This window comes from Enterococcus sp. NPDC086594, assembly GCF_044746145.1.
In the GTDB taxonomy this organism is placed as follows: domain Bacteria; phylum Bacillota; class Bacilli; order Lactobacillales; family Enterococcaceae; genus Enterococcus_D; species Enterococcus_D entomosocium.
Genome location: NZ_JBIVBP010000002.1, coordinates 117,124 through 133,218, shown reverse-complemented (window position 1 = coordinate 133,218; position 16,095 = coordinate 117,124). Strand labels below are relative to the sequence as shown.

The 16,095-nt window shown below is 42.7% G+C and carries 14 protein-coding genes; 4 read left to right on the top strand and 10 right to left on the bottom strand.

The annotated features are described in order from the left end of the window. Positions 1 to 55: 55 nt before the first annotated feature. Positions 56 to 1,027, top strand: coding sequence for a diacylglycerol/lipid kinase family protein (locus tag ACIPK1_RS04950; protein WP_400450063.1), 972 nt, complete (start codon positions 56 to 58; stop codon positions 1,025 to 1,027). Between the two features lie 52 nt (positions 1,028 to 1,079). Here ACIPK1_RS04950 and ACIPK1_RS04945 read toward each other — a convergent pair whose 3' ends face one another. From ACIPK1_RS04945 to ACIPK1_RS04935, 3 genes are read right to left on the bottom strand one after another with little or no spacing between them, the layout of a single operon-like run. Then, positions 1,080 to 2,252, bottom strand: coding sequence for an ABC transporter permease (locus ACIPK1_RS04945; RefSeq protein ID WP_016613262.1), 1,173 nt, complete (start codon positions 2,250 to 2,252; stop codon positions 1,080 to 1,082). Beyond that, the gene (locus ACIPK1_RS04940; protein ID WP_400450060.1) at positions 2,239 to 3,384 is read right to left on the bottom strand and encodes an ABC transporter permease; all 1,146 of its coding nucleotides are present in this window, start codon (positions 3,382 to 3,384) and stop codon (positions 2,239 to 2,241) included. The genes ACIPK1_RS04945 and ACIPK1_RS04940 overlap by 14 nt, the downstream gene beginning before the upstream one ends. Positions 3,385 to 3,397: 13 nt before the next feature. Beyond that, a complete protein-coding gene (locus ACIPK1_RS04935) occupies positions 3,398 to 4,330 on the bottom strand; it encodes an ABC transporter ATP-binding protein (RefSeq protein WP_005236700.1) in 933 nt (310 codons plus the stop codon). An 86-nt stretch (positions 4,331 to 4,416) separates the two neighbouring features. Here ACIPK1_RS04935 and ACIPK1_RS04930 point away from each other — a divergent pair, with 86 nt between their 5' ends. Together ACIPK1_RS04930 and ACIPK1_RS04925 are read left to right on the top strand one after the other, a co-directional pair. Beyond that, positions 4,417 to 5,526 (top strand): sensor histidine kinase, encoded by a 1,110-nt coding sequence (locus ACIPK1_RS04930; RefSeq protein ID WP_400450058.1) that lies wholly within the window; start codon positions 4,417 to 4,419, stop codon positions 5,524 to 5,526. After that, the gene (locus ACIPK1_RS04925; protein WP_008379771.1) at positions 5,523 to 6,146 is read left to right on the top strand and encodes a response regulator; all 624 of its coding nucleotides are present in this window, start codon (positions 5,523 to 5,525) and stop codon (positions 6,144 to 6,146) included. The genes ACIPK1_RS04930 and ACIPK1_RS04925 overlap by 4 nt, the downstream gene beginning before the upstream one ends. 99 nt (positions 6,147 to 6,245) lie before the next feature. Here the strand turns inward: ACIPK1_RS04925 and ACIPK1_RS04920 are convergent, their stop codons facing one another. From ACIPK1_RS04920 to ACIPK1_RS04900, 5 genes are all read right to left on the bottom strand, one after another. Further along, on the bottom strand, positions 6,246 to 6,473 hold the full coding sequence (locus ACIPK1_RS04920; RefSeq protein ID WP_005236708.1) for a hypothetical protein: 228 nt from the start codon (positions 6,471 to 6,473) through the stop codon (positions 6,246 to 6,248). Positions 6,474 to 6,569: 96 nt separating this feature from the next. Further along, the gene (locus ACIPK1_RS04915) at positions 6,570 to 9,230 is read right to left on the bottom strand and encodes an ATP-dependent RecD-like DNA helicase (RefSeq protein WP_400450056.1); all 2,661 of its coding nucleotides are present in this window, start codon (positions 9,228 to 9,230) and stop codon (positions 6,570 to 6,572) included. 20 nt (positions 9,231 to 9,250) lie between these two features. Further along, on the bottom strand, positions 9,251 to 9,904 hold the full coding sequence (locus ACIPK1_RS04910; RefSeq protein WP_016621323.1) for a histidine phosphatase family protein: 654 nt from the start codon (positions 9,902 to 9,904) through the stop codon (positions 9,251 to 9,253). Between the two features lie 17 nt (positions 9,905 to 9,921). After that, the gene (gene trmL / locus ACIPK1_RS04905) at positions 9,922 to 10,425 is read right to left on the bottom strand and encodes a tRNA (uridine(34)/cytosine(34)/5-carboxymethylaminomethyluridine(34)-2'-O)-methyltransferase TrmL (RefSeq protein ID WP_008379765.1); all 504 of its coding nucleotides are present in this window, start codon (positions 10,423 to 10,425) and stop codon (positions 9,922 to 9,924) included. A gap of 353 nt (positions 10,426 to 10,778) precedes the next feature. After that, positions 10,779 to 11,621 carry a methyltransferase domain-containing protein gene (locus ACIPK1_RS04900; protein WP_016613256.1) on the bottom strand — a complete coding sequence of 281 codons (843 nt, stop codon included), beginning with the start codon at positions 11,619 to 11,621 and terminating at the stop codon, positions 10,779 to 10,781. A 102-nt stretch (positions 11,622 to 11,723) separates the two neighbouring features. Between ACIPK1_RS04900 and ACIPK1_RS04895 the strand changes: the two genes are divergently transcribed. Continuing rightward, positions 11,724 to 12,365 (top strand): copper homeostasis protein CutC, encoded by a 642-nt coding sequence (locus ACIPK1_RS04895; protein ID WP_086332246.1) that lies wholly within the window; start codon positions 11,724 to 11,726, stop codon positions 12,363 to 12,365. Positions 12,366 to 12,440: 75 nt separating this feature from the next. Here the strand turns inward: ACIPK1_RS04895 and ACIPK1_RS04890 are convergent, their stop codons facing one another. Continuing rightward, positions 12,441 to 14,222, bottom strand: coding sequence for an ABC transporter ATP-binding protein (locus ACIPK1_RS04890; RefSeq protein WP_005236718.1), 1,782 nt, complete (start codon positions 14,220 to 14,222; stop codon positions 12,441 to 12,443). Then, complete coding sequence (locus ACIPK1_RS04885; protein WP_400450052.1) at positions 14,209 to 15,960, bottom strand: ABC transporter ATP-binding protein; 1,752 nt, start codon at positions 15,958 to 15,960, stop codon at positions 14,209 to 14,211. Before ACIPK1_RS04885 ends, ACIPK1_RS04890 begins: the two co-directional genes overlap by 14 nt. Positions 15,961 to 16,095 lie beyond the last annotated feature (135 nt).

The following is a 16,095-nucleotide window of genomic DNA, read 5'->3' as shown; positions in this document are numbered from 1 at the left end:
AACATGCTATAATTAACCGCATTGAACGAAAAAACGATATGGAGCTATTCATAAAATGAACTATTATTATCACTTCCTCGTAAACCCTGCTTCAGGTAGTGGACGAGGAAAAAAAGCGGCGGAACGTGTGCAAAGAATCGTAAAAAAACATCGTTTCCCCCATCAAATCTACCTAACCAAATCACCCGGCGACGAACGGAACATCACCAGAAAACTCTTAAAAGAACGCCTTTTGCCTTGGGATGATGTCTATTTAGAAAATGGCGAGATGCTTTATCCATTATTGGTGGTTATCGGCGGTGATGGAACGCTGCACCAAGTAGTATCAGAGTTACAACTTGAACAACAACAAATTCCCGTTGCTTACATCCCCGCTGGCTCGGGAAACGATTTTGCGCGAAGTATCGATCTGCCACGAGAGCCGGAAAAAGCGTTTTGGAAAATTGCCGGTACTACTAAGCCTCAAGAATTGGCCATTATCCGCTATGAAGAGCAGATCCAAGAGGAAAACGGCATCGCTCTTAATAATGTGGGTATTGGTCTTGATGCGGCAATCGTCTATACCACCAATCACTCTGTGGCAAAAAGCAGTCTTAATAAGTTCAACCTCGGCTCCTTTTCCTATATCGCTGCAATTATCCGCGTTTTGTTTCTTCAAAGAGGTTTTCCGATCTTAGTCGAGTGTAATGGGCAACAATTCAGTTATAAAAAAGCTTTTTTGTGCACCACGACCAATCATCCTTACTTTGGCGGCGGTGTTGCAATCGCCCCAACCGCTTCAGTCAAAGAGAAAAAGTTTGATTTCGTGCTCGTTGAGCGTGTGTCGATTTTCAAGATTTTCTGGCTGATCGGTTTACTGATGCGTAAGAAACACATGAATTCACGCTACTTTCATCATCTCTCCACGTCGAAGCTGAGAATTATCTCTACCGTGCCCCAACATGGACAAGAAGATGGCGAAGAAATGGGCCAACGTCCCTTTGATATTACCTTTACTACTGCCAATCAATTATTTTGGTGCCCATAAAGAAAACGATACAAATCAGCAACGATTTGTATCGTTTTTTTCTGTGTACCTGTTAGTTTTTCGCTGAGTTGTACTGCCAACGAGGACTTCCTTCTTTTCCCAAAACAAAATGAATCATTGAAAATACTGCTGCAAATGCAACCAAGACAAAGCCATTGAACCAAAACGATTCAGTAAACCCTTGATTGTACGTGAGGGTCTCGCTAATCAAGGTATTGTTTTGAACAAACCAATACGTTGGTGTAAACGCCGCGATTTTATTGACGATATCTGGCAGGAAATTAGCTGATACAAAGACACCACCGATAAAACAGCTGCCGGTTATAAAGATATTGCTGATCCCGCCGATTGCTTCTGAATTTTTCACCAGGGAAGTGACACACGCCGAGAAGCTGATGACTGGTAATAAAAACAAGAACGTGTTCAAAATGTGGTACCAAGCTGCTGTATCCCAAGACGTGCGGATCACTAATAACACCATCAGTAATAAAAAGCCGAAAGTTAAGAGCAGCGAATAACTGATCAAGCTTAACAGGATTTTCCGCTGTAAGACACGTTTAGCAAGAGGGGCGCTCTGGTTTCGCTTGCTGATTGCTTTGCGATTAAAGGCCATATTGATCACGCCAAACCCGCTAAATATTGATAGAAAGAGACCATATGACAATAAGTTAAAGGTCATGCCTGTTAACATTTTTTTCATTCGTTGACTATATTCTGTACTGAGTTCAACTTGCCCAGTGACGGCTAGCGCTGTTTGTGCTTGTTCTATCGCCTCACTAACTGTTTTACCTTCTTCTTTAAAAAGCAAAAGCGTCTGTAAGTACGTATTCACTTGCTGGGTGACAATGGTTTTAGAGAAAGCATCTGGCCGGCTTTGAATCTCGATTGCTGGCATCTGGCCGGCCTCCACCTGTTCCGTGAAATCTACTGGTAAATGCAAGACGATGTTTATGCGATTAAAATAAAGGGCATCATCAATTTCTTTTTGTGAGGTACCCTCCAAAGTGACCAAGGTCTGCTTCTCCTTCAAGTAGTCCCGAAGACCGTCAACGACTGGCGACTCCTCTTCACTGATCAAAGCAATGTTGGCTTCTTGTAAAGAGGTGTTTTCGACGTCGATGCTTTGTGCATAAAAGAATGTAACTCCCACAGTGATCAGTACTCCAATTAGTAAGTTCGACTTATTGGCCTTCAGTAAAGTCCAAATCGTTTTATAAAGCGTCATAGCGCACCCCTCTTTCGATCCAAGTATTTCCAATTGCGAAAAGGACGATAAAGCCAGTCAACCATAAAAGATTGGTATAAAAGCTAGCCAGATCTGTATAGTAGTATAATTGATAGAGACTTTCACTGATCAAATTGACGAGATTTACTTGCCCCAGTATCGGCACATGTAGATCAAGCCAATACTTGATTTGTTCCGAGCCCATCATCCCGGCAAAAAAGCTCATCGCCATCGTCACGGAAATCAAAATGCCATCCTTTTGCACCAGATTCATTTTTGGCGTCAGATTTCCAATCAATGTTCCTAGCAAAATCGCACACAATGATCCCAACGCGGCAACCAGTAGTAGCCACTGCCATCGTTCACCAAAGTCTACTTGATAGACAAAACGAAAAACCGCTAAAATAATGTAGACTTCTACTAACACAATCGTAAAACTCGCCGCTAAATTCGCACTTGAAACCAATGTGCGTTTTCTTGGTATCAAGGAAAGCCGAATCCCATTCGCGGATTGATTGGCTTGCTGATCCTGAACATTGCGAACACCCCACATCGTCCCATAGAGGATCGCCATCCCAATCAAAGTAAAGAAATAAAAACTTTTAACACTCATGTCACGATCAGCATTCACTTCTTGAAAAGTCGCTTCCTGTTCAAACGCGGCCATAATTGGTGCAAGATCAAGCGTTTCAAGTTCTGCTGCTTTACTAGAAATAATCGCTGTACGTTGTAAAAATTGATCCATTACATTTTTCATCAACGTCTGACTCATGCCCGCTTGCCCCACATGGAGTGAAATCGTTTCGTCAGCTATCAGATAAAACCCAGCTAAATCACCCGCATTCAGCTCTTCAACTGCCTCTGCTTCTGATAGTTCCTTAAGATCAAATAATGGTTTTTCATTGATTTCCACTTGTTCAAGGACCGCGGAAAAATTTTCCGAAAGCGCTGATTGATCCCCGTTTTTTACGATTCCCGTCGTGATTGTCTCTAAATTTCCTGCTTGATCGATCTCCCCAAAGGCCGCCATAAACATTAGGCCTAAGAGAATGGGAAACGCCAACGTCCAAAACAGCATGGATTTATTTCGCAACAGCACTTTTGTGCGATATTTGTAAAAATGCCAAAACATGTTTTCCCCTCCTTTAGTCTCTCAATTCCTTGCCCGTGATCTCTAAAAAGACATCATTTAAGGTCGCTTCTTTGGTTGCAATTTTTCCGTAACTGATTTTCTCTGCTTGTAAGAGCGTCAAAATGGGGAGCAAGACCGTATTGAGTTCCGTCGTTGTTACTTGGAGCTGTCCCTCTTTATAAACGATCCCGTCAGCAGTAATGGTGGTTTGAATTGTAGCCAATACATGGTCTGGCAGTAAGGGGATGTCGATGGTCAAACGATCTGCCGTACGTACCATGTCTTTCAGAGATTCCTTGGTCCCTTTGGCAATCACCTGTCCCTGATCCATAATCACGATCTGGTCACAAAGAATTTCCACTTCTTCCATGTAATGGGTCGTATAAACGATCGTTGCTCCTTGGCGATTCAGCTCTTTGATGCTTTCCAAAATTTTATTACGACTTTGGGGATCGACGGCGACTGTTGGTTCATCTAAAAAAATCAAGCGTGGCTTATGAGCGATCCCACAGGCAATATTCAACCGTCGTTTCAAGCCACCACTCAGCTCACCTGGATGGAAAGTCACGAAATTTTCCAATCCCACTAATTGTATGACTTCTTCGATCAATGCTTGCCGTTTCTCTTTGTCAGCAACATATAAACCACAAAAATAATCGATATTTTCTTGTACACTTAGTTCTTCAAAGACGGCAACATCTTGAGGAACGACGCCGATCATTGCTTTAACGGCATAGTTTTCAGGGGTCATGGTTGATCCAAACAGTTTAATGGTGCCTTTGTCATAATTTAGCAAAGAGAGCATACAATTGATAGCAGTCGATTTCCCACTACCGTTTGGTCCCAATAATCCTAAAACTTCCCCTTCTTGTACTTGCAGATCAAAATGATTCAATGCCACAAAATCACCATAGCGTTTAACTAATTTATCAATTTCAATAATCATGATGAAAAACTCCTTCCAAATTTCTTGTTAATCTGACTATAATAAAGTTTAAGAAAAGAAACTAGTGACGATTGACCAAATCAACTATGACATTTGTCACAATGAAGGAGTCTGCCATGTCCAAATCTCGACTACTCAGCGAAGCTGGCTTTCTACTCGCAATCTCGTTGCTTCTATTGGTAAATCAAGGATTTGTTGCCGTACAAGTCATTTTTTTGCTGATCGCTATTTTCTTCACTGGTGTCAGTTATTTATTGCCTAGGAAAGCAAGCTGGTTTTTTCAAGTTATTCTATTGCTTCTATGTACTTTTTGGCCAGAGCTTGCCCTCTTTCTGCCTGCAATGATGCGGGTGATCGCTCCTGAAGAAAGAAAAGATGACATTCTATCTTTATTAGGATTTTTATTGATCCCAACAGTTGGCAATCAATCCCCCTCCAAGATCGCCTTTGTCATCCTTTTGTTGCTTTTTGCTTTTTACTTACGTAAAAAAGAACAGCGAATGTCTGCTCTTGAGAAAAAGTACATCGCTTCAAAAGATACTCATTGGGAAAAACAGCAGCAATTATCGCAGCAAAACAAAGTACTAGCCTTATCACAAGAAACAAAATTGGCCTTACAAATTGCCGAAGAACGAAATCGAATCGCGCGAGATATCCATGACAATGTTGGCCATCTGCTGTCGAGTGCCATTTTGCAGATTGGCGCACTTGAAATGATCAATCAAGAACCAAAACTAAATGAGCCCTTAGCAAATTTGAGTGCTACGGTTCACACTGGGATGGATCGTATCCGCCAAAGCGTTCATGATCTCCATGAGACATCGATTACTTTCCAACAGTCCTTAGAGTTTCTGATTGCTGATTTTCCATCTTCAGTCACGATTGAAGGAACCTTATTTGAAGGATTGAACGAAGCCCAGCAAAATTGTTTCTTAATGGTGATCAAAGAAGCCTTGACCAACAGCATCAAACACAGTCATGCCAAAACCGTTGTCTTGCATTTTCGGACACTGCCTGCTTTTTTCCGCTTGCAAATCACCAATGATGGGGTCCGCGGATCTCAAATTGCTAAAACTGGAATCGGTCTGAAAACGATGCGTCAACGGGTCCAAGAACAACAAGGACAAGTTCATATCTTACAAGAAAACCAACGCTTTCAGTTGACGATCATTTTACCAAAGGAGGAACACCAATGATTACTGTAGTTATTATTGACGATGATCCGTTTGTGACGACCTCGTTGCAAACCATTTTAGAAAGCACAGAAGAAATTCGTGTATTAGGCATCGGTCATTGTGCCAAAGACGCCATTGACCTCTATGAAACTCATCGTCCTGACGTTTTGCTGACGGACATCCGCATGCCGGAACAAACTGGGATCGATGCTGCCAAAGAAATACTGGCTAAATTTCCCCACGCGATCCTTTTGCTATTGACTACCTTCAAAGATGAAGAATACATTCGAGAAGCCTTTTCCATCGGTGTGAAAGGTTATTTGATCAAACAGAATTTACAGGCAATCATCCCTTCTGTCAAAGCCTCTTATAATGGCCAAGTTGTCTTTGGGAATGAAATCGTTGAGACCTTCACGCAGCTAATGAAGAACGAACCATCAATTGACAATCAAGCTTCCTTTAGCGAACGTGAATTTGCGATCATCAAAGAAGTAGCAGCGGGTAAAAACAATAAAGAAATCGCCGATGCCTTGTATTTGAGTGATGGAACCGTTCGTAATTACATCAGCCAATTACTAGAAAAGCTGGGATTACGGGATCGCACGCAATTAGCAATCTATTTTTATCAGCATTTACAGTGAGTCTCATTAGACACAAAAAACCTGAAGAAATGCGCCTTTGCATTCTTCAGGTTTCTTTCTATTCGATTATTCAACAGTTGGTTTCTTCTTGGTAGAAAATCATGGATTTCCAGGACTGCCAGGATTCGTTGGGTTATTTGGTGTGTTAGGCGGGAAAATCGGCGCCTTATCTAACGTTTTTTCTAATCCTGATTCTTCCCGTTCGCCTCGTTCTGCATCAGGGCTTTCATCTAATTTAAATTCTTTTTCCATCTCATCCAATTTTTTAAAGTCGTTGCCAGATTCTTTTGCGAGTTTTGCTAATTTGTCTTCGGTTTCTTTCGCCATAATGTAACGCCTCCTTTTGATTTCAGCTTAGCATAAGAAGCTGAAAAACCAAAAGAAAGCGCTCACTAACAACCCATTTTTAGCATTTTCTCATCGTTATAATCCCTCGTTTTTTACGGGCATAAAGTCGTACGGAGAACAGTCCTTCATCCCAATCATTGGATCTACTAAATGCTTTTTGACCATCGTTAAGGTCAGCACACCATCGTTTTGCGTTTCTTCGATGAGTGCTTCTTCCCCCGTAGTCCCTTCACTTAGGACCTTATCCCCTGACAGAGGCTTGGCCGTTTCTGTCTGATTTGATGCCGACGGCTCAGGCTCGGCAAAAGCAAACAAGTCCAACCCACTATCTGGTGACTTTTCTGTCGCTTGCTGGTTAGCAGCAGCTTCAGTGCTAGGATTTTCCTTTGGCTTCGAAGCTACCATTTTTGCCTTCGTGTTCTCAGAGGAATCATTATAAAACGGATCATCGGCTTCCTCAAACTGAGCCAATTTCGCCCGTTGCAGCGGCGTCATTTCTTCCGTGCCATTGATACGTTCTTTTAATGTCGTTAAGCGAGTGGCAGATTCGTGACTGACACAGGTTTGGTAGGCTTGCGGTTCACCAAGTAAAATCAGCATCTCTTTGCTGCGAGTCACAGCGGTATATAGCAAATTGCGCTGCAGCATACGTTGGTATTGATGAACCATCGGCAAAATAACCATTTGAAATTCACTACCTTGGGATTTATGGATCGAACAACAGTAGGATAATGTGATCTTGTTCCATTCATTACGCTTATAGGTCACTTCATTGGCATCAAATTGAATGACCAGTTCGTCAACCTTGTCTTCCGACTGTTTGGCTAGAGTGATCCCAACGATTTGGCCCATATCGCCATTAAACACGTTATCTTCAGGAGAGTTTACCAACTGCAAGACCTTATCGCCGATACGATACACCGTATCATTGAAGGTGACCTCTTTTTTGGTTCCATCGTTGGGGTTAAAAATCTCTTGCATCATTTTATTCAGAGCATCGATCCCAGCTGCCCCACGATACATCGGCGCCAACACTTGAATATCTTGCGGCGTATAACCTTTGTCTTTCGCCCGTTTCACGATCTGAGCGATCAACGGTTCGATCTTGTACGCATCACACGCAAAGAAAGAACGATCTTTTTGGTTTTGTGTAAAATCAGCAGGCAGCTGCCCGTTTTTGATGGCGTGGGCCAGTGGAATAATACTTGATCCATCTCCTTGACGATAGATTTCCGTCAATTCTTGTTTCGGGATCGCATCGATCGCTAGCAAATCATGAAGGACTTGTCCTGGTCCCACAGAAGGAAGCTGATCTTTATCCCCCACAAAAATCACTTGCATGTTTGTAGGGATCGACTTAAAGAGCGTATTCGCCAACCACGTATCGACCATTGACATCTCATCGACGATCAGTAAACCGCCTTCTAACTCTTTGGGACTAATCGATGGTGCTTTTTCACGGCCATTCAATCCTAACAAACGATGGATCGTACCACTTGTCAAACCAGTCGTTTCGTTCATCCGTTTGGCGGCTCGACCAGTCGGTGCTGCCAAGAGAATCGGAAAGGTTTCGTCGCTGTATTTTGATGGTTCTAAGTCCAAATCGTTCAACTCAGCAAATAATTGTACGATCCCATTGATCACTGTTGTTTTCCCAGTACCTGGGCCACCTGTCAAAATAAACAATGGCGATCGGATTGCTTCTTTGATCGCTTCTTCTTGCGAGGAACCATAGGTGATGCCTAAGTGCTTTTCTATTTTACGTAACGTTTTACTGATTTTTTTCTCAGGATAGACGATTTCTTTTTTGCGGGAAAGCAAGCGTTCGATGGAACTGGCAATTCCCCATTCAGAAAAGTACAAACTATTTTCATATAAACGGGTTTCTTCTTGTTGGATCTTTCCTTCTTCCACTAGATGAATGATCGTTGATGCCAAATCGTCAGGCGCAATCTCAATGGGGCGGCTCGTTTCTAATAGGCGCAGTGTCTGCTCTAACAAATCTTGGGCGTGGATAAAGGTATTGCCCGTCTGCAAGGACTGGGCGAAGATTTGATGCAAGACCGCCGCTCGAAACCGTTGCGGTGACGAAGCTTCGATCCCCAGCTGTTCAGCGATGCCATCTGCGCGTTTAAAGCCAATGCCTTCAATGTCTTCCACCAGCTGATATGGATTCTCCTCAATAATGGATAGCGCCTCATTTTTGTAGGCTTGATAGATAGCAAAAGATAGCTGGCTACCAAAGCCATAGCGACTCAAGCCAACGATTACTTGATCCATCCCATGGTTTTGCCGAACGGTATCTAAAATCATTTTTTGCTTACTTTCATTTAACCCTGGAATCTGCTCCAACAATGCCGGTTCTTCCAGCATCCGGTCGATCGCTTCTTCTCCTAAAAGATCAACGATTTTTTCAGCGGTCTTCTTGCCGATCCCAGGAAATTTTTCTCCAGAAAGGTAGGCTATCAACCCTTGTTCAGAGGTCGGTTGTTCTTGTTGGTAGCTTTCGGCCTTCAACTGGACGCCATACTTGGGATGATTGACCAGCTCACCAAAAAACCGATACTTTTCCTCTTCTTGGATTTCGCCGAAACTACCAGTAACGACGATCTCCGAGTCTTTGTAGTCGGCATTATTCTCAGCGACTTTAACTAATAGTACTTTATAAAAATTGCTGGGATTCTGGAAAAAGATGGCGGCAACATGGCCGACAAAAAACGTTCTTTCTGGAATCATGGTGCCGCTCCTTTCATGGTTTACAATAAAGCGTCTAATCCTGCCTGATTGCTTAAAAAGCTTGCTTCATTCCAAACTTTTAGTTCAAAAGGCAATACTTTTTGTTCATTCGTCTCTAATAAGCTAACGCTGTTATTGACTAATCCACCTTGCTCTCTTAATTCGGCTAATGGTTTGCCTGCAAGCCACTGGATAGCAGCCGTAAAGGATGCCCCATGACCGACGAACAATAATGGGCCTTCATGCTGCATCACCGCATCCATGACGACGGTCTCGATCCGGCTCAATGTTTCTTGGATCGGCTCTCCCTTAAAGGCACTGGGATCGTAGCGATCAAGATGATTACGCAGATCAGTCAATTGTTGAGGATACTTCTCATGCATTTCATCGATAGAACGTCCTTCTAATTCACCAAGTCCGATCTCACGCAGGTTCTCATTATAAATAATTTCAACAGGGTGATGGAGCCTTGTTTGGATCTCTTGGGCAGTTACTTTTGCTCGTAAAGACGTGCTTGAATAAATCTTCTCAAAAGGAATAGCAGCCAGATGATCACCGAGCAGTTTGATCTCTTCATGACTTTCCGGCAATAACGGTGAATCCCCTAGCATCCCTTGAAAGCGGCGCGCTTGGTTCCACTCTGTTTTTCCGTGACGGGTAAAGTATAATTGCATCGAACAAGCCTCGTTTCTTAATCTAGTTTGTCGTTCTCATAATGGTGTGTCAATTCCAGCTGTGGGAAGCCTTGCTGCCGCAAAACTTCATAAATGATCAAAGCAGCCGTATTTGATAGATTTAGGGAACGAACATGCTCATCATTCATCGGAATGCGTAGGCATTTTTCGGCATGCTCACGCATAAAGCTTTCCGGAAGCCCCGTCGTTTCTTTCCCAAAAATAAAGAACTGATCATCATCTGCGGTATAATCGACGTCAGAATACACGCGATTGGCAAATTTCGAGATCAGGTACAACGGACGCTCTCCTAAAAAGTCCATAAAAGTAGCCAAATCTTTGTGATAGGTGATATTGACATCATGCCAATAATCAAGTCCTGCCCGCTTCAATTGCTTGTCATCCGTTGAAAAGCCTAGTGGCTCTATTAAGTGTAAATGAGTATTTGTTGCTGCACAAGTACGTGCAATGTTCCCCGTATTGGCCGGGATCTGAGGTTCAAAAAGAACGATGTGATTCATAGATAAAAACTCCTTTCGATCGGATATTGCCGATCGGTTCTCGCATTGATTTGTGTCTCTGTATCTTGCGTTTTACAATTGATTCTCAATAGCTTCTTCAATAACTTCTATAGTACCATATTTTGGCACGCTTGTTTTTTGAAAAAGACATTTTTTAAGTTGAATTTTGGGCATAAAAAAAAACGTACCAACTCGGTGTCGATCACTGCGAGTCGTTACGTTAGTGAAGCTCTTTTCACTAACTTTTATCAGAACAGGAACCTGATAAAAACCAATGAAAAATGACTTGAGAACAATATATCACTCCCATGGCATGATTGCAAGAGTAAATAACAAAAAAGTTCAAAATATTTTCAGGAAATTTTCGCAATCAACACCTCAACATCAACAGTTATCTGTGCCAAAGGGGTTTGACGCAGCTTTTCTTTCCTTTCCTCCGAAGCCCCCCACTCTAACGGCGACATGGCAAGTAAATCTTGCCGATTTTCTTCAGGAATCGCAAAAACATGCGTTACTCTTTGACGGGATGCGGTGGGATAGTGTTCAAAAAATTTGCTAACGACCCGTTCATTCGAATACTGCTGTTTTGTTTCGTCATCAGGATAAAAAGCGGCTCGTAGTTCTTTTAAATAATCCGCTGCTGGGACGACTTTGATCAACTGGCCACCCTTTTTTAGAATGCGGTTGAACTCCCCGTAATTTGACGGTGAAAACAGATTGAAAATCGTATCAAAGCTCGCTTCAGCAAACGGTAACTTAGTCAGATCCGCCACACACCAAAAAGCGGGTACGTTTTGATTGGTAGCTAGATAGACCCCGTCTTTGGCTATATCAAAACCGACAGCCGCTTGGGTCTTTTCATTGACCATCTGTGCAAGGAAACTGCCTTCACCGCAACCGACATCTAAAAGATACTCAGCATCCCCCAAAGCTGCTTTGATGGTCTCAAGGACTGGTGCATACATGCCGCTAGCGATCATACGTTGACGCGGCAAAAACAGTGCTTGATCATAATCTGCTTTAACTTGATGATCCAAAAAGAAAAGTGTGCCTTTCTTTGATAAGTCAAATCGATGACGATTTGGACAAACCAAGCCATTTTCGGTCGGGAAAAATGCTTGGCGGCACAACGGACATTCAAATAAGTGATAATGGGCGTTTAAAAAAAGGCGCCCGCGATCGATTTTTTTTAACATTCAACTTCCCTCATCTCTGCTCTACTTTAGCATATTCTTGTGGTAGAATGCTAGTGGATAGAATAACAAATCAATTGAACACCCATCTATTGGAGGTAAATCATGTTAAAAGAATTTTGTGCAGAAAATTATACCAATATTCCCTTAGCAATCGCCCGAGGTGCCCAACGCATCGAACTCTGTGATAATTTAGCAGTCGGCGGAACAACACCAAGTACCGGCGTGCAAGAAGAAGTCCTGCAATATGCTGGCGAAAAAGGAATACCCGTTATGACGATCATTCGACCTCGGGGCGGTGATTTTGTTTACAATGATACAGAATTGAAAATCATGCATACCGACTTGATCGAAGCAAAAAAATTAGGAACAGACGGCGTTGTTCTAGGTTGCTTAACTCCTAGCGGCTGGTTAGACGAAGAAGCATTGGAGCTATTGTTAGAAACCGCAGAAGGCTTGCAGGTTACTTTTCACATGGCCTTCGACGCGATTCCTGCAGCGCGCCAATTTAAAGCGATCGATTGGTTAGCTGAGCATGGCGTACAGCGGATTTTGACCCATGGTGGTGCTGCAGGGACTCCGATTGAAGACAACTTCGATCATCTGAAAGAATTGATCGCCTATGCTGGTGAGCGTTTAACGATTTTACCTGGCGGTGGCATTTCCTTTGAAAATGCCCAACAAGTTGCTGATACATTAGGTGTAAAAGAAGTTCATGGAACCAGAATCGTCGACTTTAATGATTGAGCTTGCGTGACACAAAAGAATCACGCAAAGAAATCCCCACAAACGATGAGAACGCATCGTTTGTGGGGATTCTTTTTAGATGGCTTGCAATAAGTCGTATTGTGATTGATACAAATGATGGTACAAGCCTTTTTGTGCCATTAGCTGATCATGGTTACCAGATTCAGCAATCGTTCCCCCCGCCACGTAAAAGATTCGATCAGAATTTTTGATCGTGGACAGCCGGTGAGCAATGATAAATGAGGTTCTGCCTTCTAACAGCTTCAACAATCCTTCTTGCAGCAATTCTTCTGTCTTCGTATCGATACTTGAGGTCGCTTCATCTAAGATCAAAATTTTTGGATCAGCCAACAACGCTCGGGCAAAGGAAATCAGTTGCCGTTGCCCTGCAGATAAAGTGCTTCCTCGTTCTTCGACGACGGTTTGATAGCCGTCTTTCAACTCCGTGATAAAGTCGTGAGCACGGACGATTTTCGCTGCTTCGATGATCTCTTCTTCTGTTGCATCTAATTTTCCATAGCGAATATTCTCTATGATCGTTCCTGAGAAAATAAAAGTATCTTGCAGCATGACCCCCATTTGTGAACGCAGCGATTCCAGCGTCACGTCACGAACATCCATCCCATCTACTTTAACACTGCCTTCATTGACATCATAAAAGCGGCTCAGCAAATTGATGATCGTGGTCTTTCCTGCACCAGTAGGGCCAACCAAGGCAATGCTTTCCCCGGGTTCGATGTGAAAATTGACATCAGAAAGAATGTTTTTGCCTTCTTCGTATCGGAAGGTCACGTGTTCAAAATCAACGGTCCCTTTCATCGTCGGCAATACTTTTGCATCTGGTTTGTCTTCGATATCTGGGACTTCATCCATCGTTTCAAAAATCCGTTCAAGATAGGCTGTTGCTGTAATCAAAGAATTATAAAAATTCCCGATGTTGATGACTGGATTCCAGAAATTATTGATATAACTGATAAAAGCGATCAGAGTACCTGTGCTGACAGCGACACCGATTTGGCGAATGCCGACAAAATAAATCAAACAAGTCGTAATGACTGAAATGTTTTGCACCCCAGGCCACATAAGAAACTGAATTTTGACAGCTTTCATCCAGGAAGTCCGATAATCATTGCTGACTTCTTGGAAAATCTCTGCATTTTCTTCTTCCCGTGCGAAGGATTGGGTAATCTTGATGCCGGCAATACTTTCATGAATGTAAGCATTTAAATTGGACTGTTTATTACTCAACTCCTGATAGGCTTTGCGCTGATTATTTTTGATTACCATCACCATGATGAACAAAATTGGCAGCAACGCAAGGGAATATAGGGTCAATTTGAAGTCGATTGCAAACATAAAGATCAAGGTGATGATGACGTTGAAAACATCGGAAATCAAATTGATCAGGCCATTACTCAACAGGTCACTCAGTGTATTGATATAGTTTACGATGCGGATCAAGATCTTGCCATGGGGCCTTGTATCAAAATAAGAAAACGGCAGCCGCTGCAGATGTTCAAAAATATCAAAGCGCATATCCTTCAAAACATCTTGCCCAATATTCGTGATATGGTAAATACGATAACGCATGCAGACGCCAATAACGATCAAGGTCACTAGAAAGGCAGCTCCTAAAAGCAGCAATTGATTGACATTTTTCTCAGGAATCGATGAGTCGATGGCGATCTTCGTGAAAACGGGCGCCAGCATTCCTGCTAAGTTTGCCAGGATGATCGTAAATAGTACTTTCCCAATGCTTTTTTTATACGGTACGACGTATTGGGACAAACGCTTGAAATCCTTCCAGCTAAATTCCTGGTCTAATTCCTCATCCACATCAAATTTATTTCTCGCCATCGTCTTCACCTCCTGACAAACCTAATTGTTTTTGATACACTTCATAGTATTTACCTCGCAGTTTGACAAGTTCTTCGTGGGTGCCTTGTTCAACGACCCGCCCTTTTTCCATCATCAAGATCTGATCGGCTTCTCGAACGGAGGAGATGCGATGCGCAATGATAAACGTCGTTTTCTCTCCTGTTAATTTTGTCAGCTCTTGTTGGATCTTCGATTCTGTTTCCATATCGACGGCAGATGTCGTATCATCCAAAATCAAGATCGATGGATCTTTCGCTAGAGCCCGTGCGAGGGAGATCCGTTGTTTTTGACCACCAGAAAGTCCGACGCCTCTTTCACCGACAATCGTCTCATAGCCTTGAGGCATTCGAGAAATAAAGGTATCTGCATCGGCGACTACCGCCATTTGCCGAATAAAGCCTTCATCTGCTAAAGGATTTCCAAAAGCAATATTGTCAGAGATGGTATTAGAAAACAAGAAGACATCTTGCATCACCATTGAAATGTTTTCCCGCATTTGTCGCACAGGATACTCTTTGGCATTTTTCCCATCAATGAATACTTCCCCTTCAGTCGGGTCATAAAAACGACCGACTAAATTCACTAAGGTCGTTTTCCCAGACCCAGTTTCGCCTAAAATCCCTAACGTTTGTCCTGGCCCGATGGTGAAGTTGATGTTTTCCAACACATTTTGATCCGGGTCATCTGAAAAGTGGAACGAGACATCTTTGAATTCCACAAACCCTTTGATCGGTTCTAATTTTTCTTGTTGGTGAACCGGTATTTTCGATTCTTGTGCTAGCATTTGTCGAATTTTGATACAAGCTGCAGAAAATCGCTGAACATCGTTGATCAACCAACCGCTCATACGCATAGGGTTGTTCAACATCCATAGATAGCCATTAAACGCAACAAGATCTCCTAAGGTCATGTCCCCATTGATTACGAAAATTCCGCCTAAGACTAAGGCAATGACTGACAAACTTCCTGCTAAGCCATCAAGCCAGGGCAGATAAGTGCGGGAAACTTTGGCAGATGCCATGTTGCGGGTCTTAAAATCTTCGTTGTAGGAGCGAAATTTTTCAATCTCAAAATTTTCACGAGCAAAAGCTTTCACTACTCGATTGCCGCCGATATTTTCTTCCACCATTGAATTCAAGCGCGAAAAGCTCTCACGAATGTCAAAAAACAACGGGTGTGCTTTCTTAGACATGCGATTGGTCAACAGAAATATGATCGGTGTGACAGCCACCAGCGCCAACATCAATTTCCAATCAATAAAGCTCATGACCACCACCGCTGAAAAGAACCATAAGATACATTCAGCGATATTGTAAGTCACCCAAGAAACAAAGTGGCGAATGGCATCGGTATCACCAGTCATCCGTGCCATAATATCTCCCACGCGAGTGTGATTGAAAAAGTCGAAATCCAATTCTTGCAGCTTCTGATACAAATCTTCCCGTAAATCGTATAGCGTATTTTGCCCGACCCGTTCAAATAAAATTTGATAACTGTAGCGGACAATGGTACGAATGACGGTCGTTGCGATCATGATCAACAATAATGGAATCAATAAGTGCGTTTTTTGCTGATTGATGACATCATCGATCACCATTCCTCCCAAGTACGGATTAACAATGATCAGCGCTGCATTGATCACTAAAAACAGGACTGCCAATATGATTTTTCCCCGGTTCTTTTTGGCATAGCGCCAGATCCATTGTGTATTACTCATCTAATTCCCCCTCTCGTTGTTAAGCTTAGCGTTTTGAAAAGCGATTTGAATGGTTTTTCTTACTCATTTTGATGTAAAATATTAGTAAGAAGCACCATTCCCTTTTTTTATCGGAGATGGGCACCCAATTGGAGT